At 66.8% G+C, this 20,640-nt stretch carries 23 protein-coding genes and 1 tRNA gene; 19 read left to right on the forward strand and 5 right to left on the reverse strand.

The window, feature by feature from the left end:
• The first annotated feature begins 94 nt into the window (after positions 1–94).
• From kdsD to H0X91_RS20260, 11 genes are all read left to right on the forward strand, one after another.
• The gene (gene kdsD, locus H0X91_RS20210; protein ID WP_006483136.1) at positions 95–1,078 is read left to right on the forward strand and encodes an arabinose 5-phosphate isomerase KdsD; all 984 of its coding nucleotides are present in this window, start codon (positions 95–97) and stop codon (positions 1,076–1,078) included.
• Positions 1,078–1,614 (forward strand): KdsC family phosphatase, encoded by a 537-nt coding sequence (locus H0X91_RS20215; RefSeq protein WP_006483148.1) that lies wholly within the window; start codon positions 1,078–1,080, stop codon positions 1,612–1,614. The genes kdsD and H0X91_RS20215 overlap by 1 nt, the downstream gene beginning before the upstream one ends.
• Positions 1,615–1,617: 3 nt before the next feature.
• Positions 1,618–2,232 (forward strand): LPS export ABC transporter periplasmic protein LptC, encoded by a 615-nt coding sequence (gene lptC / locus H0X91_RS20220; RefSeq protein WP_006483145.1) that lies wholly within the window; start codon positions 1,618–1,620, stop codon positions 2,230–2,232.
• Between the two features lie 20 nt (positions 2,233–2,252).
• Positions 2,253–2,918: a lipopolysaccharide transport periplasmic protein LptA gene (gene lptA, locus H0X91_RS20225; RefSeq protein WP_006483139.1), complete on the forward strand. Its 666-nt coding sequence runs from the start codon at positions 2,253–2,255 to the stop codon at positions 2,916–2,918.
• Positions 2,915–3,691 carry an LPS export ABC transporter ATP-binding protein gene (gene lptB, locus H0X91_RS20230; RefSeq protein ID WP_006483143.1) on the forward strand — a complete coding sequence of 259 codons (777 nt, stop codon included), beginning with the start codon at positions 2,915–2,917 and terminating at the stop codon, positions 3,689–3,691. Before lptA ends, lptB begins: the two co-directional genes overlap by 4 nt.
• A 172-nt stretch (positions 3,692–3,863) precedes the next feature.
• A complete protein-coding gene (locus tag H0X91_RS20235) occupies positions 3,864–5,369 on the forward strand; it encodes an RNA polymerase factor sigma-54 (protein WP_006483132.1) in 1,506 nt (501 codons plus the stop codon).
• A gap of 158 nt (positions 5,370–5,527) precedes the next feature.
• Positions 5,528–5,887 carry a ribosome hibernation-promoting factor, HPF/YfiA family gene (gene hpf, locus H0X91_RS20240; protein ID WP_006477786.1) on the forward strand — a complete coding sequence of 120 codons (360 nt, stop codon included), beginning with the start codon at positions 5,528–5,530 and terminating at the stop codon, positions 5,885–5,887.
• Between the two features lie 195 nt (positions 5,888–6,082).
• Positions 6,083–6,595, forward strand: coding sequence for a PTS sugar transporter subunit IIA (locus tag H0X91_RS20245; RefSeq protein WP_034195643.1), 513 nt, complete (start codon positions 6,083–6,085; stop codon positions 6,593–6,595).
• Positions 6,596–6,724: 129 nt separating this feature from the next.
• Positions 6,725–7,693, forward strand: a complete 969-nt coding sequence (gene hprK / locus H0X91_RS20250) for an HPr(Ser) kinase/phosphatase (protein ID WP_006483133.1) — start codon at positions 6,725–6,727, stop codon at positions 7,691–7,693.
• Between the two features lie 74 nt (positions 7,694–7,767).
• Positions 7,768–8,676, forward strand: a complete 909-nt coding sequence (gene rapZ / locus H0X91_RS20255; RefSeq protein WP_006483144.1) for an RNase adapter RapZ — start codon at positions 7,768–7,770, stop codon at positions 8,674–8,676.
• A gap of 26 nt (positions 8,677–8,702) precedes the next feature.
• Positions 8,703–9,338: an LON peptidase substrate-binding domain-containing protein gene (locus H0X91_RS20260; protein WP_006483137.1), complete on the forward strand. Its 636-nt coding sequence runs from the start codon at positions 8,703–8,705 to the stop codon at positions 9,336–9,338.
• Positions 9,339–9,455: 117 nt separating this feature from the next.
• Here the strand turns inward: H0X91_RS20260 and mutY are convergent, their stop codons facing one another.
• Both mutY and mutM read right to left on the reverse strand, forming a co-directional pair.
• A complete protein-coding gene (gene mutY, locus H0X91_RS20265; protein ID WP_048986777.1) occupies positions 9,456–10,562 on the reverse strand; it encodes an A/G-specific adenine glycosylase in 1,107 nt (368 codons plus the stop codon).
• 24 nt (positions 10,563–10,586) lie between these two features.
• Complete coding sequence (mutM, locus tag H0X91_RS20270; protein ID WP_058901818.1) at positions 10,587–11,414, reverse strand: bifunctional DNA-formamidopyrimidine glycosylase/DNA-(apurinic or apyrimidinic site) lyase; 828 nt, start codon at positions 11,412–11,414, stop codon at positions 10,587–10,589.
• Positions 11,415–11,661: 247 nt separating this feature from the next.
• Here mutM and H0X91_RS20275 point away from each other — a divergent pair, with 247 nt between their 5' ends.
• The 8 genes from H0X91_RS20275 to hisC all read left to right on the forward strand — a co-directional run bounded on the left by H0X91_RS20275 (position 11,662) and on the right by hisC (position 18,824).
• Positions 11,662–13,485: a tetratricopeptide repeat protein gene (locus H0X91_RS20275; RefSeq protein ID WP_006483151.1), complete on the forward strand. Its 1,824-nt coding sequence runs from the start codon at positions 11,662–11,664 to the stop codon at positions 13,483–13,485.
• The gene (gene lolB, locus H0X91_RS20280) at positions 13,485–14,105 is read left to right on the forward strand and encodes a lipoprotein insertase outer membrane protein LolB (RefSeq protein WP_020979425.1); all 621 of its coding nucleotides are present in this window, start codon (positions 13,485–13,487) and stop codon (positions 14,103–14,105) included. Before H0X91_RS20275 ends, lolB begins: the two co-directional genes overlap by 1 nt.
• 27 nt (positions 14,106–14,132) lie before the next feature.
• Entirely contained in the window at positions 14,133–15,014 is an 882-nt protein-coding gene (gene ispE / locus H0X91_RS20285) for a 4-(cytidine 5'-diphospho)-2-C-methyl-D-erythritol kinase (RefSeq protein ID WP_058901819.1), read from the forward strand.
• Positions 15,015–15,069: 55 nt separating this feature from the next.
• A tRNA-Gln gene (locus H0X91_RS20290) sits at positions 15,070–15,146 on the forward strand.
• A 44-nt stretch (positions 15,147–15,190) separates the two neighbouring features.
• Positions 15,191–16,153 (forward strand): ribose-phosphate pyrophosphokinase, encoded by a 963-nt coding sequence (locus tag H0X91_RS20295; RefSeq protein ID WP_006483739.1) that lies wholly within the window; start codon positions 15,191–15,193, stop codon positions 16,151–16,153.
• Positions 16,154–16,314: 161 nt separating this feature from the next.
• Positions 16,315–16,920, forward strand: coding sequence for a 50S ribosomal protein L25/general stress protein Ctc (locus tag H0X91_RS20300; protein ID WP_006483734.1), 606 nt, complete (start codon positions 16,315–16,317; stop codon positions 16,918–16,920).
• Positions 16,921–17,040: 120 nt separating this feature from the next.
• The gene (gene pth / locus H0X91_RS20305) at positions 17,041–17,640 is read left to right on the forward strand and encodes an aminoacyl-tRNA hydrolase (protein WP_034201350.1); all 600 of its coding nucleotides are present in this window, start codon (positions 17,041–17,043) and stop codon (positions 17,638–17,640) included.
• Positions 17,641–17,756: 116 nt separating this feature from the next.
• Positions 17,757–18,824, forward strand: coding sequence for a histidinol-phosphate transaminase (gene hisC, locus H0X91_RS20310; RefSeq protein ID WP_196433284.1), 1,068 nt, complete (start codon positions 17,757–17,759; stop codon positions 18,822–18,824).
• Between the two features lie 78 nt (positions 18,825–18,902).
• Here hisC and H0X91_RS20315 read toward each other — a convergent pair whose 3' ends face one another.
• From H0X91_RS20315 to rsmD, 3 genes are all read right to left on the reverse strand, one after another.
• Positions 18,903–19,169 (reverse strand): YfhL family 4Fe-4S dicluster ferredoxin, encoded by a 267-nt coding sequence (locus H0X91_RS20315; protein ID WP_043206196.1) that lies wholly within the window; start codon positions 19,167–19,169, stop codon positions 18,903–18,905.
• Between the two features lie 59 nt (positions 19,170–19,228).
• The gene (gene coaD, locus H0X91_RS20320; RefSeq protein WP_006477773.1) at positions 19,229–19,726 is read right to left on the reverse strand and encodes a pantetheine-phosphate adenylyltransferase; all 498 of its coding nucleotides are present in this window, start codon (positions 19,724–19,726) and stop codon (positions 19,229–19,231) included.
• 111 nt (positions 19,727–19,837) lie between these two features.
• On the reverse strand, positions 19,838–20,452 hold the full coding sequence (rsmD, locus tag H0X91_RS20325) for a 16S rRNA (guanine(966)-N(2))-methyltransferase RsmD (protein ID WP_006483748.1): 615 nt from the start codon (positions 20,450–20,452) through the stop codon (positions 19,838–19,840).
• Positions 20,453–20,640 lie beyond the last annotated feature (188 nt).

A 20,640-nucleotide genomic window follows, 5' to 3' on the forward strand; every position in this document is an offset into this window, starting at 1 on the left:
GCAATGCGGGCGCGGGTGGTGGCGGTGGACAGGCGACCTCGGACGAGTCCGAAGGCGCGGCGCGGCGAACAAACGCCTTTGCTATACTCCGCGCATGATAGCGAAAATCAATGATGATCGGGCGCTCGCGCTCGCCCGCGACGTGCTCGACATCGAGGCGGACGCCGTGCGCGCGCTGCGCGACCAGCTCGACGGCGGCTTCGTCCAGGCCGTGGCGCTGCTGCTCGGCTGCCGCGGCCGCGTCGTGGTCTCCGGGATCGGCAAATCGGGGCATATCGCCCGCAAGATCGCAGCCACGCTGGCCAGCACCGGTACGCCGGCCTTCTTCGTCCACCCCGCCGAGGCCAGCCACGGCGACCTCGGGATGGTCACCTCCGACGACGTCTTCATCGGCATCTCCTATTCCGGCGAGTCGGAAGAACTCGTCGCGATCCTGCCGCTCGTGAAGCGGATCGGCGCGAAGCTGATCGCGATCACGGGCCGCGCGGGGTCGAGCCTCGGCACGCTCGCCGACGTGAACCTGAACGCCGCGGTGTCGAAGGAAGCGTGCCCGCTGAACCTCGCGCCCACCGCGAGCACGACCGCGGCGCTCGCGCTCGGCGACGCGCTCGCCGTCGCCGTGCTCGACGCGCGCGGCTTCGGCTCGGAAGATTTCGCGCGCTCGCATCCGGGCGGCGCGCTCGGCCGGCGCCTGCTCACCTACGTGCGCGACGTGATGCGCTCGGGCGACGACGTCCCGTCCGTCGGGCTGAACGCGACGCTGTCGGACGCGCTGTTCCAGATCACCGCGAAGCGCCTCGGCATGACGGCCGTGGTCGACGCCGACGGCAAGGTCGCCGGCATCTTCACGGACGGCGACCTGCGCCGCGTGCTCGCCCGCGACGGCGATTTCCGCACGCTGCCGATCACCGAAGTCATGACGCGCGACCCGCGCACGATCGCGCCGGATCACCTGGCCGTCGAGGCCGTGGAACTGATGGAGCGCCACCGGATCAACCAGATGCTGGTCGTCGATGCCGACGGCGCGCTGATCGGCGCGCTGAACATGCACGACCTGTTTTCGAAGAAGGTGATCTGATGAGCGCAGCGCTGACTGCGGCCGAACGCGCGAGCCGCGTGAAGCTGATGATTTTCGACGTCGACGGCGTGCTGACCGACGGCGGCCTGCTGTTTACCGCGGCCGGCGACGCGATGAAGTCGTTCAATTCGCTCGACGGCCATGGCGTGAAGCTGCTCGGCGAAGCCGGCATCGCGACCGCGATCATCACGGGCCGCCGCTCGGACATCGTCGCGGCGCGCGCGAAGGAAATGAAGATCGCGCACTTGTTCCAGGGCGTCGAGAACAAGCTCACCGTGTTCGCCGACCTGATCGCGTCGCTCGGCCTGACGGCCGACGCCTGCGGCTACATGGGCGACGACTGGCCCGACCTGCCGGTGATGCTGCGCTGCGGCTTCGCGACGGCCCCCGCGAACGCGCACCCCGAGGTGATCGCCCGCGCGCACTGGGTCGCCGAGGCCCGCGGCGGCCACGGCGCCGTGCGCGAGGTCTGCGATGCGATCCTGCGCGCGCAGCGCCGCTACGACGCGCTGCTCGCCGCCGCCTGCGGAGCCTGACCGATGAGCACGCATTTCCGCTGGACCCAGATGCTGCCGCTCGTCGCGGTCGCCGCGCTCGCGGGCGTCACGTGGTGGCTGCTGCAGGCCACGCTGCCGCCGCCCGGCGAGGGCGCCGTGCAGCCGAAGCGCCATACGCCCGACTATTTCGCCGACAACTTCTCGGTCACCGAGCTCGACCAGACCGGCACGACCCAGTACCGGCTGACGGCCGCGAAGCTGGTCCATTACGAAGACACCGAAGGCAGCGACCTGACCGATCCGGCCATGCGCGCGTTCCAGCCCGGCAAGCCGGTCGTGACGACCACCGCGAAGCGCGGCACCGTCAACGGCGACGTGTCGATCGTCGATTTGTACGACGATGCGCGCATCCTGCGCGCGGCCGGCGGCGGCGATCCGCAGATGCAGGCCGATTCCCAGCATTTCCGGATCTTCGTCAATGACGATGTGATCCAGACCGAAAAGCCGGTTAAACTTCAGCGCGGCCTGTCGCTCGTCAACGCGACCGACGGCATGAAGTACAACAACGTCACCCGGGTCATCGAGCTCTACGGCAACGTGCGCGGCACGATCGCCGCGGCGGACACGTCCGGCGGCTCGAAAGGTCAACCCAGGTGACGCATCCCTCACGTGACTGCATGAACGAACCGTTCCCTCGACAGATTTCCGGCGGCGCTGCGCGCGCCGTCCGCGCCGCGCTCGCCGCGACGCTCGTGGCGCTCCCGCTCGTCGGGCTGGCGCCGCTCGCCCATGCCGAGAAGGCCGACCAGAACAAGCCGATCAACGTCGAGGCCGACAACCTGACCTATGACGATCTGAAGCAGGTCACGGTCGCGACCGGCAACGTCGTGATCACGAAGGGCACGATCATCATCAAGGGCGATCGCGTCGAAGTGCGCCAGGACCCGGAAGGCTATCAGTACGCGACGTCGTTCGGCAGCGGCAAGAAGCACGCGACGTTCCGCCAGAAGCGCGAAGGCCTCGACGAATACATCGACGGCGACGCCGAGCGCATCGACTACGACGGCAAGCAGGATCTCACCACGCTGACCACCGCCGCGACCGTGCGCCGCCTGCAGGGCACGTCGACGGTCGCCGATACCGTGCACGGCAGCGTGATCACGTACGACGGCCAGCGCGACTTCTACACCGCGAAGGGCGGCAAGGACGTCGCGGCGCCGGGCAACCCGAACGGCCGCGTGCGCGCGATGCTGTCGCCGAAGAACGGCGGCCCCGCGCCGCTGAACGGGGCGCCGGCCAAGCTGTCGCCGTCGACCACGATCCAGGGAGCGCCGGGCCAATGAACGCGCTTCCGAACCGCCAGCCGGCCGGCACGACGAGCTCGCTCGTCGTGCGCAACCTGAAGAAGCGCTACGGCTCACGCACGGTCGTCAAGGACGTGTCGCTCGACGTGAAGAGCGGCGAAGTCGTCGGCCTGCTCGGCCCGAACGGCGCCGGCAAGACCACGTCGTTCTACATGATCGTCGGCCTCGTGCCGACGGACGCGGGCGAAATCACGCTGAACGGCAGCTCGATCAGCCTGCTGCCGATCCACAAGCGCGCGTCGCTCGGCCTGTCGTACCTGCCGCAGGAAGCGTCGGTGTTCCGCAAGCTGACCGTCGAGGAAAACATCCGCGCGGTGCTCGAGCTGCAGCACGACGAGGACGGCAAGCGGCTGTCGAAGGACGCGATCTCGTCGCGTACCGAAGCGCTGCTCGACGAGCTGCAGATCGGCCACCTGCGCGAGAACCCCGCGCTGTCGCTGTCGGGCGGCGAACGGCGCCGCGTCGAGATCGCGCGCGCGCTCGCGACCAACCCGAGCTTCATCCTGCTCGACGAACCGTTCGCCGGCGTCGATCCGATCGCGGTGCTCGAGATCCAGAAGATCGTCAAGTTCCTGAAACAGCGCAACATCGGCGTGCTGATCACGGACCACAACGTCCGCGAAACGCTCGGCATCTGCGACCACGCGTACATCATCAGCGACGGTTCGGTGCTGGCCGCCGGCGCGCCGAGCGAAATCATCGAAAACGAAAGCGTGCGCCGCGTGTACCTCGGCGAACACTTCCGCATGTAACGTCCTCCTCGTGGCTGGCTGCACCCCGCCCGGCATCGCCGCGCGGGGCTGCGCCCCGCTTTGCATCCACGCCCGCGGGCATGCCCGCGGCCGGGCGGCGCGCCGCGCGTAATCGCGGATGGCTCAATGCGCCTGGGTCGTGGCAAACTGCCGGTATGACTCCCTCCTTGCCATGAAAGCCAGCCTTCAACTCCGCCTGTCGCAACATCTTGCGCTGACGCCTCAGCTGCAGCAGTCGATCCGGCTCCTGCAGTTGTCGACGCTCGAACTGCAGCAGGAAGTCGCGATGGCCGTCGCGCAGAACCCGCTGCTCGAGAACGACGACGAATGGATCGCGAGCCCGCTGCGCGTCGCGGCGGACGGATCGCTGATCGCGCAGACGCCGCCCGCACAGAACACCGAGCCCGCCGCGACCAACGGCAGCAGCCCGTCCAGCGATCGCGCGGAGCGCGACGAGCCGGCCGGCGCCGACGAATACGACGGCTACGGGTCCGGCGACGGCAACGACGGCCCGCAGTGGAACCTCGACGAATACGGCCGCTCGAGCGGCGCGTCCGACGACGACGACCTGCCGCCGCTGCAGGTGCAGGAAGCCGCGACGTCGCTGCGCGACCACCTCGCCGCGCAGTTGCGCGTCACGCAGGCCGGCCCGCGCGATCGCGCGCTCGTGATGTTCCTGATCGAATCGCTCGACGACGACGGCTACCTGACCGCCACGCTCGACGAAGTGCTCGCCGACCTGCCGCCCGAACTGGAAATCGACTGCGACGAACTGAACGCGGCGCTCGCGCTGCTGCACAGCTTCGACCCGGCCGGCGTCGGCGCGCGCTCGGCGTCCGAATGCCTGAAGCTGCAGCTGCTGCGTCTCGATCCGTCCCCGACGCGCACGCTCGCGCTCGAGATCGTGTCGCAGCACCTCGAACTGCTCGCCGCACGCGACTTCACACGGTTGCGCAAGCACCTGAAGGCGAGCGACGACGCGCTGCGCGACGCGCACGCACTGATCCGCTCGCTGGAGCCGTTCCCCGGCGCCGCATACGGCAAGGCCGAGGCCGACTACGTCGTGCCCGACATCATCGTGAAGAAGGCCGGCCAGGGCTGGCTCGCGGAGCTCAATCCGGAAGTCGTGCCGCGCCTGCGGATCAACAACCTGTACGCGAACATCCTGCGCAACAGCCGCGGCGATCCGTCGGCCGGATCGCTGAAACAGCAGCTCCAGGAAGCGCGCTGGCTGATCAAGAATATCCAGCAGCGATTCGACACGATCCTGCGTGTCGCGCAGGCTATTGTCGAGCGTCAGAAGAATTTCTTTGCGCACGGTGAAATTGCCATGCGCCCCTTGGTTTTGCGGGAAATAGCTGATACGCTGGGCCTACACGAGTCGACTGTCAGCCGTGTGACAACCGGGAAGTACATGCTGACCCCGTTCGGGACGCTTGAATTTAAGTACTTCTTCGGATCTCACGTCTCGACCGACACCGGTGGCGCCGCCTCGTCGACCGCCATCCGAGCCCTCATCAAGCAACTGATAGGAGCTGAAGACCCAAAATCGCCACTTTCGGACAGCCGCATTGCCGAGCTGCTGGCAGAACAGGGTTTCGTGGTCGCGCGCCGCACGGTTGCGAAATATCGCGAAGCCCTCAAGATCCCGGCAGTGAATCTGCGCAAGTCTCTTTAAGCCTGCTGCCTGCCCGGCGGCAGGCGTGTCCCGGCCACCGCGCACACGGGGAACAGGCCGGACGATCTGTCCGCGATACGCCGCTTCGTGCGGCACGGGCAAGTCGACCGGAGCGCCGCCTCGATGCGGCCGGGTGGCCACTCGCTTGGAGAAGCACTATGAACCTGAAGATCAGTGGACATCATCTCGAAGTCACGCCTGCGATTCGCGAATACGTGATCACCAAGCTGGACCGGGTGCTACGGCATAGCGATCAGGTGATCGATGGCACTGTGATCCTCTCGGTCGACAACCACAAGGAAAAGGACAAGCAGCAGCGCGCGGAAATCAACCTGCACCTGAAGGGCAAGGACATCTTCGTCGAAAGCGCGAACGGCAACCTGTATGCCGCGATCGATCTGCTGATCGACAAGCTGGATCGCCAGGTCGTCAAGCACATGGAGCGCCTGCAAACGCACGCGCACGACCCGATCAAGCTTCAGCCGTCGATCGACCAGATCGAGCTGCCGCCGCAATAACCGTCACCGCAACACGCACGCCGCCCGGTTCGCCGGGCGTTTTTTTTGTGACTCCGCGCGAAGGTGCAACCGGTCCGTCCGTGCTGCGCCACGCACGCGGCTGTGCTCTATAATGTTCCGGTTATCGCCGGGGGGCGTTGGATGCGGTAGCTGCGCTGCAGGTTGCCGATGCCACATGCCTTGATATCGCCGAACATGGAAAATCAGTCCGCCGCCGCAAGGAGACCCCAGGCCGCCCAATCGCCTGCCAACATGAATCGCCTAGCCAAAATCCTGCCCATAGAGAACGTCGTCATCGACCTCTCCGTCACCAGCAAGAAACGCGTCTTCGAACAAGCCGGGCTGATGTTCGAGAATCAGAACGGCATCGCCCGCAGCACCGTCACGGACAACCTGTTCGCGCGCGAGCGCCTCGGTTCGACCGGGCTCGGCGAAGGTGTCGCGATTCCGCACGGCCGCATCAAGGGCCTCAAGCACCCGCTCGCCGCGTTCGTCCGCCTCGCCGATGCGATCCCGTTCGAAGCGCCCGACGGCCAGCCGGTCGGCCTCCTGATCTTCCTGCTCGTTCCCGAGCAAGCCACCCAGCAGCACCTCGAGATCCTGTCGGAAATCGCGCAACTGCTGTCCGATCGCGACGCCCGCGAGCGTCTGCACAACGAAACGGATATCGCCGAGTTGCATCGCCTGCTCACTCAGTGGCAACCTTGAGTTGTTCCGGGCGGAATATTTCCCCGTACGAGGCGGCCTACGCCGCCGTCCAGGGCCGCCCGGCGCCGGCCCGGCATGGCGACGTCCGTCGCCGCGCGCCCGCACCGGCCCATTGGAGTGACGAGAGTCATGGATACGTCCAGCATCAACGCCCAGAGCATCTTCGACGACAACGCAGCCACGCTGAAACTGAGCTGGCTGACGGGGCATGAAGGCTGGGAACGCGGCTTTTCGGCCGACACGGTCGGCAACGCCACGTCGAGCGCCGACCTCGTCGGCCACCTGAACCTGATCCACCCGAACCGGATCCAGGTGCTCGGCGAAGCCGAAATCGACTACTACCAGCGCCAGACCGACGAAGACCGTTCGCGCCACATGGCCGAGCTGATCGCGCTCGAACCGCCGTTCCTCGTCGTCGCCGGCGGCGCCGCGGCACCGCCCGAACTGGTGCTGCGCTGCACGCGCTCGTCCACTCCGCTGTTCACGACGCCGATGTCGGCCGCCGCGGTGATCGACAGCCTGCGGCTCTACATGTCGCGCATCCTCGCGCCGCGCGCGACGCTGCACGGCGTGTTCCTCGACATCCTCGGGATGGGCGTGCTGCTGACCGGCGATTCGGGCCTCGGCAAGAGCGAGCTCGGCCTCGAGCTGATCAGCCGCGGCCACGGCCTCGTCGCCGACGACGCGGTCGATTTCGTCCGTCTTGGCCCCGATTTCGTCGAAGGGCGCTGCCCGCCGTTGCTGCAGAACCTGCTCGAAGTGCGCGGCCTCGGCCTGCTCGACATCAAGACGATCTTCGGCGAAACCGCCGTGCGGCGGAAAATGAAGCTGAAGCTGATCGTTCAGCTCGTGCGGCGCCCCGACGGCGAATTCCAGCGCCTGCCGCTCGAAAGCCAGACCGTCGACGTGCTCGGCTTGCCGATCAGCAAGGTCACGATCCAGGTCGCGGCCGGCCGCAACCTCGCGGTGCTCGTCGAGGCGGCCGTCCGGAACACGATCCTGCAGTTGCGCGGAATCGACACGTTGCGCGATTTCATGGATCGGCAACGACTCGCGATGCAAGATCCCGACAGTCAGTTCCCCGGCAAACTCGTGTAACCCGCACGCGCCGGCCGCGCAACGCCGACGCGTCGAGCCGGTGCTATGATGAAATGTCAGGATTCTCCGTTCCCATGCGCATCGTCCTCATCACCGGCATCTCCGGCTCAGGCAAGTCCGTCGCGCTGAACGCGCTCGAAGACGCAGGCTATTACTGCGTCGACAACCTGCCGCCGCACGTGCTCCCCGAACTCGCCCGCTACCTTGCCCAGGACGGCCAGCGCCGGCTCGCGGTCGCGATCGACGCGCGCTCGAGCGCGTCGCTCGACGAGATGCCCGGCCTGATCCGCGAGCTGTCCCGCGAACACGACGTGCGCGTGCTGTTCCTCAACGCGAGCACCCAGGCGCTGATCCAGCGCTTCTCCGAAACGCGCCGCCGCCATCCGCTGTCCGGTTCGCTGTCGCACGATGCGGATGTCGGCCTGCTGTCGTCGCTCGAGGAAGCGATCGAGCGCGAGCGCGAACTCGTCGCGCCGCTCGCCGAATTCGGCCACCAGATCGATACCAGCACGCTGCGCGCGAACGCGCTGCGCACCTGGGTCAAGCGCTTCATCGAGCAGAAGAACAACGATCTGATGGTGATGTTCGAATCGTTCGGCTTCAAGCGCGGCGTGCCGCTCGACGCCGACCTGATGTTCGACGTGCGCGCGCTGCCGAATCCGTACTACGACCACCAGTTGCGCCCGCTCACCGGGCTCGACCAGCCGGTCATCGCCTTTCTCGACGCACTGCCGATCGTCCATCAGATGATCGACGACATCCATGCGTTCCTGATGAAATGGCTGCCGCACTTCCGCGATGACAACCGCAGCTACCTGACCGTCGCCATCGGCTGCACGGGCGGCCAGCATCGCTCGGTGTTCATCGCGGAAACGCTCGCCGCGCGCCTGGCGCGCGAGGCGAACGTGATCGTGCGGCATCGTGACGCGCCAGTGGATGTCGACGCGTCGTCGCGGCTCGTCTCCGAGGTCGACCGACCCTAGCGACACCCGCCCAACGCCCGCGCGCCATGTCCTCCCTATCGACCACCCTGATCGACCTGCCGTTGTTTCCGCTGCACACGGTGCTGTTTCCCGGGGGCCTGCTCCCGCTCAAGGTGTTCGAGGCGCGCTATCTCGACATGTCCCGCACGTGCCTGCGCGACGACGCCCCGTTCGGCGTGTGCCTGCTCAAGAGCGGGCCCGAAGTCGCGCAGGACGGCGCGGTGTCGGTGCCCGAAACCATCGGCTGCATGGCGCGCATCACCGAGTGCGATACCGGCGAATTCGGGATGCTGTATCTGCAGGCGATCGGCACGCAGCGTTTCGAGCTGCTGTCGTATCGCGTCGAAGGCAACGGGCTGCTGGTCGGCATCGCGGAGCCGCTGCCCGACGACATCCCGCTCGAAGGCGAACAGGCGCTCGCGCAGTTCGGTTCGTGCGCCGAGGTGCTCGAGCGCATCATCGACGCGTTGAAGAAATCCGATCCGGAAAAAATGCCGTTCGGCGAACCGTTCCGCCTCGACGATCCGAGCTGGGTATCGAACCGCCTCGCGGAATTGCTGCCGCTCGACCTGCGCGCGCGACAGAAGCTGATGGAGTTTCCGGACGTCGGTGCGCGCATCGACGCCGTGCACCACGTGCTCGACCGGCACGGCTGGCTGTAAGCCCGGCTTGACTATCGCGGCTGATTCGTCGCGCATCGCCCGCCCGAATGCCTTTTTCGCGCGCGGTGGCCCGCCGCCCTGTCGAACGCCGCCCGCGCCGCACCTTTCCCCGGTTCGTTACAGCAGCGGCCCGCTCAGCGCATCGAGCAGCTTGCGCACGGGCGCCGGCACGCCGTACGCGTCGAGCCGGCTCAGCGGCACCCAGGCGGTGTCCGCGTCCCGCGCCTGCGACGGCAGGCCGCCGCCGTCCGCCAGATCACTCAGCCGCGGCTCGATCTCGAGCCGGAAATGCGTGAACGTATGCGTGAGCGGCGCGAGCGGCACCGTGCGACCGCCACCGAAACCGCGCGCAAGATCCGCGAGCGCGGCATCGCCGTCCGCTTGCGGCAGGCTCCATAGTCCGCCCCAGATGCCGGTCGGCGGCCGGCGCTCGAGCAACACGGCGTCGCCATCGCGCAGCACGAGCATCCAGGTCTTGCGCGTCGGCACGGCCTTCTTCGGCCGTGCGGCCGGCAGTTCGCGCTGGCGGCCGGTCGATTGCGCGACGCAGTCGCCGGCGAACGGGCAGCGCGCGCAGTCGGGCTTGCCGCGCACGCACAGCGTCGCGCCCAGATCCATCAGCCCCTGCGTATACGCGCTCACGTCGGCCGCGTTCGCGGCATCGGGCAGCAGCGATTCGGCGAGCGCCCACATGTCGTTCTCGACACGCTTCTCGCCCGGAAAGCCCTCGACGCCGAATACCCGCGCAAGCACGCGCTTCACGTTGCCGTCGAGGATCGTCGCGCGCGCACCGTACGCAAACGACGCGATCGCGGCGGCCGTCGAGCGGCCGATGCCCGGCAGTTCGGCCAGCGCGTCGGGCGTCGCCGGAAACGCGCCGCCGTGCTCGGCGACGACGACCTGCGCGCAGCGGTGCAGGTTGCGCGCGCGCGAGTAGTAGCCAAGGCCCGCCCACAGCGCCATCACGTCGTCGCTCGGCGCGGCCGCGAGCGCGGCGACGTCCGGGTAGCGATCGAGAAAGCGCGTGTAATACGGAATGACGGTCGATACCTGCGTCTGCTGCAGCATGATTTCCGACAGCCAGATCCGGTACGGATCGCGGGTGTTCTGCCACGGCAGGTCATGGCGGCCGTGCGCGCGCTGCCACGCGACGAGACGCGTGGCGAACGTGCGGTGCAGCGGCGTGGCGGGGAACGGAGCGGGGGCGATGCGGGGCGGCTTCAAGTTATCGAATTGTGGAAAAGGGTTTCAACGCTGGCACGTCGGGCAGTAATAGGTCGACCGCTGGCCCTGCACGATCTGGCGAATCGGCGTGCCGCATACGCGGCACGGCTGGCTGGCGCGATCGTAGACGAAACAGTCGAGCTGGAAGTAGCCGCTTTCGCCGTTGCTGCCGACGAAATCGCGCAACGTGCTGCCGCCGCGCTCGATCGCGTCCGCGAGCGTCGCGCGCACCGCGTCGGCCAGCCGCTCGTAGCGCGGCAGCGAAACCTTGCCGGCAGCCGTCGTCGGCCGGATGCCGGCGCGAAACAGGCTCTCCGACGCGTAGATGTTGCCGACGCCGACGACCATGTCGCCCGCGAGCAGCGCCTGCTTGACCGACACCGTGCGGCCACGCGTGCGCGCATGCAGCAGCGCGCCGGTGAACGCCGGCGAAAACGGCTCGACGCCGAGGCTCGCGAGGAGCGGATGCGCATGCACGTCGCCTGCTTCGCGCGGGTGCCACAGCACGGCGCCGAAGCGGCGCGGATCGCGGAACCGCAGCACGAATTCGTCGAAGATCCAGTCGATGTGGTCGTGCTTCGCGGCGACCGGCACGCCGGCCGCGGGCAGCACGCGCAGCGTGCCCGTCATCCCGAGGTGGACGATGAACCAGCCCGCATCGACCTCGAACAGCAGATATTTGCCGCGGCGCTCGACGGCGAGCACCTCGCGCGCGCGCAACTGCTCGGCGAGCCCCGCCGGCACGGGCCAGCGCAGCATCGCGGTACGGACGTCGACACGCTCGACGCGGCGGCCCGCGACAAAGGGCTCGATGCCCCGGCGCGTGACTTCGACTTCTGGCAACTCTGGCATGTTTTGCGGGTCTGAGGCTACGGTCTGCTTACAGAAAGAATGCGCATGCGGCGCCACGAGAACGGCCGTTCTCGCGACGACCCCGAATTAAACACGGGAATGCCCGAAATCGCCCGGCCTGGCAGCACGCGAGGCGGGCGATTTCGGGCATTCGCATGTGGGTTCCACAGGTAAACGGACCCTATCACGATCGTGCGTGTATTGTAGCGAGCGCGTTACAATCGGTTGAAACATCGAACGGATTTCCATGACCCTGCCCTCGAAGCTGCTTCAGAAGCGCCCCGCCGCCGTGCGCGGCGCGCGCGCCTTCCCGGTCCGCCGTGCACTCGGTGCCGCGCTGTTTGCCGCCTGGACCCTCACCGCCTTTCCGGCCCACGCGCAGGATCCGGCCTCGGACGACGCGGAGCCGCAGGGTGCGTTCGAGCATGTGATGCCGGACGAGCAGAAAAATCTCCCCGCTGTGCCGCTGACGAGCCAGATCGTCTATCAGGTGCTCGCCGCCGAGGTCGCGCTTCAGCGCAACCAGCCGGCACCGGCCTACCAGACCTACCTCGCGCTGGCCCGCGACACGCGCGACCCGCGCATGGCGCAGCGCGCGACCGAAATCGCGCTCGGCGCGCAGAGCCCGGCCGACGCACTGTCCGCCGCGAATCTGTGGCGCCAGTACGCACCGGATTCGAACCGGGCGTCGCAGGTCGACGCCGCGCTGCTGGTGCTCGCCGGCAAGCCGGCCGATGCGCAGCCGATGCTCGCGCGCGAGCTGGCCCGCGCGACCGGCGACACGCGCGGTCCGGCGATCCTCGCGCTGCAGGCGCTGCTGGTACGCGGCCCCGACCGCGTCGGCGGCCTCGCGGTGCTGAAGGACATGCTGAAGAACGACATGAATCGCCCCGAGGCGCAGCTCGCGATCGCGCGGCAGCAGCTCGCGGTCGACGACAAGGACGGCGCCGCGCAATCGCTGAAGCAGGCGCTGCAGATCCGCCCCGACTACCTGCCGGCGGCGCTGATGCTGTCGCAGATGGGGCCGGCGGAACGCGCGGCGGGCATCGCGTCGTTCGAGAAATATGTTCAGCAGAATCCGAAGTCGCGTGACGCGCGGCTCGCACTGTCGCAGCTCTATCTCGCCGACGACCGCCTCGATGACGCGCAGAAGCAGTTCGAGACGATGCGCAAGCTCGACTCGAAGGATCCGACGCCGCTGATGGCGCTCGCGCTGATCAAGATCCAGCAGAAGAAACTCGACGAGGCGACCGGCTACCTGAAGCAGTACGTGCAGCTCGGCGACAAGCAGCCGAACCTCGACGTCGGCCAGGGCTACATCTACCTCGCGCAGATCGCGATCGACCAGAACAACGACGCGCAGGCGTCGCAATGGCTCGACAAGGTCGACCAGACGAGCCAGCACTACCTGCCCGCGCAGATCACGCGCGCACAGCTGCTGCAGAAACAGGGCAAGACCGACGAGGCGCGCAAGGTGCTCGACAACCTGCCGATCACGGATCCGCGCGACGCGGCCGTGGTGGCGCGCACCGATGCGTCGATCCTGTTCACCGCGAAGCGCTATCCGGAAGCGGAGGCGCGGCTCGGGCAGGCCGTCCAGGACTTCCCGGACGATCCCGACCTGCGCTACGACTACGCGATGGCGGCCGAAAAGACCGGCCACTACGCGACGATGGAAAAGCAGTTGCGCGAACTGATCCGCACGCAGCCCGACAACCCGCAGGCCTACAACGCGCTCGGCTATTCGCTCGCCGATCGCAACCAGCGCCTGCCCGAGGCCAGCAAGCTGATCGACAAGGCGATGGCGCTCGCGCCGAACGACGCGTACATCATGGACAGCCTCGGCTGGGTGAAGTACCGGATGGGCGACACGGCCGGCGCGACGAAAGTGCTGCAACGCGCGTACGAATTGCAGCCGAACGCCGAAATCGGCGCGCATCTCGGCGAAGTGCTGTGGAAGAGCGGCGCGCAGGACGACGCGCGCAACGCGTGGCGCGCCGCGCAGAAGCTCGAGCCCGACAACGAAACGCTCGTGCAGACGCTGAAACGCCTGCAGATCAACGGCCTCTGATGCGGATGTTCCCGATGTTTTCCCTGTCCTTCCGCACGCAGCGCACGCTGGCCGCGGCCGGCGCGGCGCTCGCGCTCGCCGGCTGCGCGAGCACGCCGCCGCCGGCCGGCACGTCGACGGGCGCCGCACTGCAGACGGCCGCGACGCATGCGTACCATGGCCGCTTCGCGGTGCGGTACGACGATCGGCTCGGCAACCCGCAGAACGTGTACGGCAACTTCGACTGGCAGGAGCACGGCGACGACGTGTCGCTCGAGCTGCGCAGCCCGCTCGGCCAGACGCTCGCGGTCGTGAAATCGACGCCGCGCGCGGCGTCGCTCGAATTGCCGAACCGTCCGACCCAATATGCGCCCGACGTCGGCGACCTGATGCAGAAAACGCTCGGCTTCGAGCTGCCGCTCGCGGGCCTGCGCTACTGGCTGCTGCCGACCGTTGCCCCCGCGACGCCGGCGGAAACCGTGCGCGACCCGGCCGACGGCACGCGCGTCAAGCAGATCCGTCAGGACGGCTGGACGATCGACTACCTTGCCTACGCGGATGCCCCGGCCACGGGCGTCAAACGCGTCAACCTCGTGCGCGCGACGCCGCCGCTCGACATCAAGCTCGTGCTCGATCAGTGAGCACGCGCGCCTAGCCCCGATACCCGCATGACCGATTCGACCCGCTCGCTGCGCAACTGCCTGGCGCCCGCGAAACTCAACCTGTTCCTGCACATCACCGGCCGCCGTCCGAACGGCTATCACGATCTGCAGAGCGTATTCCAGCTGCTGAACTGGGGCGACACGCTGCACTTCACGCTGCGCGACGACGGCCGCGTCGCACGCGTCACCGACGTGCCCGGCGTGCCCGAGGAAAGCGACCTCGTCGTGCGCGCGGCCAACCTGCTGAAAACGCATACGGGCACCGCGCACGGCGTCGACATCGAGATCGACAAGATCCTGCCGATGGGCGCCGGCCTCGGCGGCGGCAGCTCCGACGCGGCGACGACGCTGCTCGCGCTGAACCGCCTGTGGCAACTCGATTTGCCGCGCGCCGAACTTCAATCGCTCGCGGTCAAACTCGGCGCCGACGTGCCGTTTTTTATTTTTGGAAAAAATGCGTTCGCAGAGGGTATCGGAGAAGAATTAGCTGAGGTACAATTGCCGACTCGCTGGTTCTTGGTTGTGACGCCACGCGTTCATGTCCCGACCGCTGAAATATTTTCAGATGAGTTGTTGACAAGAGATACGAAGCCCGTCACAATTGCTGACTTTCTTGCACAGCAAACCAGCGATGCGGGATGGCCAGATAGCTTCGGCCGGAACGATATGCAGGAAGTTGTAACAAGGAAGTACGCGGAAGTTGCGCAGGTGGTCAAATGGTTGTATGATGTGACCCCCGCGAGGATGACCGGCTCCGGAGCAAGCGTGTTTGCAGCGTTTCACAGCAAGCACGAGGCAGAAGCGGCGAAAGCCAAACTGCACGCCAGTTGGAATGGCGCAGTTGCCGAGAGTCTGAACGAGCATCCGCTCTTCACTTTCGCGTCATGAAGTTTTACTTTGCCGAACGGCCTACACGAGTTCGGTGAAGTTATCAGTTAAGTGTAGGGGAGTCGCCAAGTTGGTCAAGGCACCGGATTTTGATTCCGGCATGCGAGGGTTCGAGTCCTTCCTCCCCTGCCAAAAATTTTCCCGCATTTCCCGCCCAAGCCTGAAGCAGGTGCACGATGAGCAGCCACAGCCATGATGGCCTGATGGTCTTTACTGGCAACGCGAATCCCGCGCTCGCCCAGGAAGTCGTCAATATCCTTGGTATCCCCCTCGGCAAAGCAATGGTCAGCCGTTTCTCCGACGGCGAGATCCAGGTCGAGATCCAGGAAAACGTGCGCGGCAAGGACGTCTTCGTCCTGCAATCCACGTGCGCACCGACGAACGACAACCTGATGGAACTGATGATCATGGTCGATGCGCTCAAGCGCGCATCCGCTGGCCGGATCACTGCTGCCATCCCCTACTTCGGCTATGCCCGTCAGGATCGCCGCCCGCGTTCGGCGCGCGTCGCGATCTCGGCGAAGGTCATCGCGAACATGCTGGAAATCGCCGGCGTCGAGCGGATCATCACGATGGATCTGCACGCCGACCAGATTCAAGGCTTCTTCGACATCCCGGTCGACAACATCTACGCCACGCCGATCCTGCTGGGCGACCTGCGCAAGCAGAACTACTCGGATCTGCTCGTCGTGTCGCCGGACGTCGGCGGCGTCGTGCGTGCCCGTGCACTCGCGAAGCAGCTCAACTGCGATCTCGCGATCATCGACAAGCGTCGTCCGAAGGCGAACGTCGCCGAAGTGATGAACATCATCGGTGAAGTCGAAGGCCGCACCTGCGTGATCATGGACGACATGGTCGATACGGCCGGCACGCTGTGCAAGGCCGCGCAAGTGCTGAAGGACCGCGGTGCGAAGCAGGTGTTCGCGTACGCGACGCATCCGGTGCTGTCCGGCGGCGCCGCCGATCGCATCGCCGCGTCGGCACTCGACGAGCTCGTCGTCACCGATACGATTCCGCTGTCGGCCGAATCGCTGGCCTGCTCGAAGATCCGCTCGCTGACGAGCGCGAGCCTGCTGGCCGAAACGTTCTCGCGGATTCGCCGCGGCGATTCGGTGATGTCGCTGTTCGCGGAATCCTGATCGCGAATCGACTGAACAAAGCATGCGCAGAAAGCGAAGCGGCGACGCTTCGCTTTTTGCACAATCGGACGGGATAGACGAAACCCCGGCCGTTTCATCGGGGGCCGCCATTTGATGGCCCCGTTTTACTGCCTGGTCGCGGGCAGCCATTGGAGAATCACATGAAAGTCGTCGCTTTCGAGCGCCAACAGCAAGGTACGGGTGCGAGCCGCCGCCTGCGCAACGCCGGTAAGACCACGGGTATCGTTTACGGTGGCGAAGCAGCCCCGCAAAAGATCGAACTCGATCACAACGCCCTGTGGCACGCCCTGAAGAAGGAAGCTTTCCACTCGTCGATCCTCGACCTCGAAGTGGCCGGCCAGTCGCAACAGGTTCTGCTGCGCGACGTGCAATACCACCCGTTCAAGCAACTGGTGCTGCACGTGGACTTCCAGCGCGTCGACGCGAAGAAGAAGCTGCACACGAAGGTGCCGCTGCACTTCCTGAACGCTGAAGTCAGCCCGGCCGTGAAGCTGTCGAGCGCGATCGTTTCGCACGTCGCGACGGAAATCGAAGTCGAGTGCCTGCCGGCTGCCCTGCCGGAGTTCCTCGAAGTCGACCTGTCGAAGATCGAAGCCGGTCAGTCGCTGCACGCGAAGGACATCGCACTGCCGAAGGGCGTGACGCTGGTCGCGCACGTCGACGCGGAAAACCCGGTTGTCGCCTCGGCGACGGTCCCGGCTGGCGCCGTGTCGGACGCAGCAGAAGGCGAAACGCCGGCTGCCTAAGCGGCTGCGTACGCGCCCCCTCGATCCGTTTCACGAAACGGTCGACGCAACCCGCCGCGGCTTGCCCGGCGGGTTTTTCTTTTTCTGCGCCCAGGCGGCCGTTGCCGCCTTCGAAACGTCATGATCAAACTGATCGTCGGCCTCGGCAATCCCGGGGCGGAATACACCGCGACGCGCCACAACGCCGGCTTCTGGCTGATCGACCAGCTCGCCCGCGAAGCCGGCACGACGCTGCGCGACGAACGCCGCTTCCACGGCTTCTATGCGAAAGCGCGCCTGCATGGCGAGGAAGTCCATCTGCTCGAGCCGCAGACCTACATGAACCGCTCCGGCCAGTCGGTCGTCGCGCTCGCGCAATTCTTCAAGATCCTGCCCGACCAGATCCTCGTCGCGCACGACGAGCTCGACCTGCCGCCCGGCACCGTGAAGCTGAAGCTCGGTGGCGGCAGCGGCGGCCACAACGGCCTCAAGGACATCACCGCGCACCTGTCGTCGCAGCAATACTGGCGGCTGCGGATCGGCATCGGCCATCCGCGCGACCTGATTCCGGAAAGCGCGCGCGCCGGCGCGAAGCCCGACGTCGCGAACTTCGTGCTGAAGCCGCCGCGCCGCGAGGAGCAGGACGTGATCGACGCATCGATCGAACGCGCGCTCGCCGTGATGCCGATGGTCATCAAGGGCGAACTCGACCGCGCGACGATGCAGCTGCATCGCAACTGACGCCCGTCGCACCCGCCTGGTGCATCGGCCGTCCGGCGCAACCGGGCGGCCTCGTCCGCCCCACCGCGACGCGCACATGCGGTAATCTCGACGTTTTGCCCGACAGGAGCCAAGCGGTGAGCCGTTACTGGAGCGACGTCGTTCAGCAACTCGTGCCTTACGTGCCGGGCGAACAGCCCGCGCTTGCGCACCCCGTCAAGCTGAACACCAACGAGAATCCCTATCCGCCGTCGCCGCGCGTCGTCGCGGCGATCGCCCGCGAACTCGGCGGCACCGGCGACACGCTGCGCCGCTATCCGGACCCGGTCGCGCGCGCGCTGCGCAAGACGGTCGCGGCCCATCACCGCATCAAGCCCGAACAGGTGTTCGTCGGCAACGGCTCCGACGAGGTGCTCGCGCACACGTTCCAGGCGCTGCTCAAGCACGACCGGCCGCTGCGCTTCCCCGACATCACGTACAGCTTCTATCCGACCTACGCGCGCCTGTACGGCGTCGAGACCACGGTCGTGCCGCTCGCGGACGATTTCTCGATCCGTGTCGACGACTATCTCGACGACGCCGGCGGCGTGCTGTTTCCGAACCCGAATGCACCGACCGGGCGCGCGCTGCCGCTCGCGGACGTCGAGCGGATCGCGGCCGCGAATCCGTCGTCGGTCGTCGTGATCGACGAAGCGTACGTCGATTTCGGCGCGCAGTCGGCCATTACGCTGATCGATCGCCATCCGAATCTGCTCGTCGTGCATACGACGTCGAAGGCGCGCTCGCTCGCGGGCATGCGCGTCGGCTTCGCGTTCGGCGATGCGGCGCTGATCGACGCGTTGAACCGCGTGAAGGACAGCTTCAACTCGTATCCGCTCGACCGGCTCGCGCAGGTCGCCGCGCAGGCCGCGTACGAAGATACCGACTATTTCAACGCCACCTGCCGGCGCGTGATCGACAGCCGGGCGCGGCTCACGCAGGCGCTCGACGCACTCGGCTTCGAGATCGTGCCGTCGGCCGCGAATTTCGTGTTCGCGCGCCATCCCGCGCACGATGCGGGCGCGATCGCGGCGAAGCTGAAGGAACGGGAAATTTTCGTGCGGCACTTCCGGCTGCCGCGGATCGACCAGCATCTTCGCATCACCGTCGGCACCGATGCCGAATGCGACGCGCTCGTCGCGGCGTTGCGCGAGCTGCTGGCCTGATACGGAAGAACCGGCGCCGAATGGCGCCGGGCTGAAAGCGCGACGCGCGCGCCACACAAAGCGCGCGTCAGCGCCGGATCACGACGCGTCGCCGCCCTTCACGGCGATCAGCGCGTGGTACTTCTCCATCAATTGCGCATGCGATTCGTCATGCTGCGGATCGCGCGGAATGCATTCGACCGGACACACCTGCTGGCACTGCGGTTCGTCGAAATGGCCGACGCACTCGGTGCACTTGTTCGGGTCGATCACGTAGATGTCCGGGCCCATCGAAATCGCGCCGTTCGGGCACTCGGGCTCGCACACGTCGCAATTGATGCACTCGTCGGTAATCATCAAAGCCATACTGATCTCACTTCTTCAGGCCGGCGGCCGGCTTCGCAACGAAACCGGCCGGCGCCGCATCACGCGGCAGGGCCTCCCATCGCGGTGACCTTCTCGGTCAGCCATTTCTCGACGGACGGAAACACGAATTTGCTGACATCGCCGCCCAATTGCGCGATTTCGCGCACGATCGTCCCCGAGATGAACTGGTACTGGTCGGACGGCGTCATGAACATCGTCTCGACGTCGGGCAGCAGATAGCGGTTCATCCCCGCCATCTGGAACTCATACTCGAAATCGGACACCGCGCGCAGCCCGCGCACGATCACCCGCGCATTGTTCACGCGGACGAAATCCTTCAGGAGGCCGGTGAAACTCATCACCTTCACGTTCGGGTAATGGCCGAGCACCTCGTTCGCAATCGTCAGACGTTCCTCGAGCGAGAAAAACGGCTTTTTCGCGCGGCTGTCGGCAACGCCCACCACCAGCGTATCAAAAATGCTCGACGCACGCCGCACGAGGTCTTCGTGCCCGCGCGTCAGCGGATCGAACGTACCGGGATACACGGCGACTACCATGTCGCTCCTCCTGTCATCACGCAAACGGGATGGCAGCCGTGCGATGCACGCGCCGCTGCCGAGATGGGCATGCGTCGCCTTTGCGGCGCGCCGCCTCGTATGGAACGCGCATTATTCATCATTTTCGCGCCGCAGCAAATGATAGTGAACCGCACCGGCCTTGCCGTGCTTCACCACCTGCCAGCCTGCGAGCGCGTCGTGCGCGGCCGGATCGAGTTCCGCCCCCGTTTCGACGTACAACGCGCCACCCGCCGCGACGAGCGGCGCCGACAGCGCGATCGCACGCTCGAGCGCGGCCAGGTCGTCGAACGGCGGATCGAGGAACACGACGTCGAACGCGCCCGGCGTCAGGCCGGCCGCGAGCCGCAGCGCATCGGCTTCGGCGATCTCGACCGAACGGGCGCCGAGCTTGTCCTTGATCGCCCGCAACTGCTGCGCGGCGCGCGGATGACGCTCGACCATCACGACGCTCGCCGCGCCGCGCGACGCGGCCTCGAAGCCGAGCGCGCCGGTGCCCGCGAACAGGTCGAGGCAGCGGCGGCCTTCGAGATCCTGGCCGAGCCAGTTGAACAGCGTCTCGCGCACGCGATCGGGGGTCGGGCGCAAGCCGTCGAGATCGAGCACCGCGAGCGGCGTGCGTTTCCAGTCGCCGCCGATGATGCGGATCGTGTGCGGCTTGCCGCGGCCGGGAGAGGCCGCGGGGCGGCCGGAAGAGGAACGGGACATACGGGATATCGACAACGGAGGGACCGGGCACGCGCAGGGGCGCGCCGCCAAACAGGCGCACGTTACCACAGCGGCGACGCGCACTGACGCGAGCGCCACGCCGCACTGATAAAATGCACGGTTTCGGCCGCCGTGCGCCGCGCCCGCGCGAACGCAGAACGGCCCGTCCGGCGCCCCGCTCCCGGCGG

Origin of the sequence: Burkholderia sp. 9777_1386, from assembly GCF_015712265.1 — a bacterium.
Lineage (GTDB): Bacteria > Pseudomonadota > Gammaproteobacteria > Burkholderiales > Burkholderiaceae > Burkholderia > Burkholderia cenocepacia.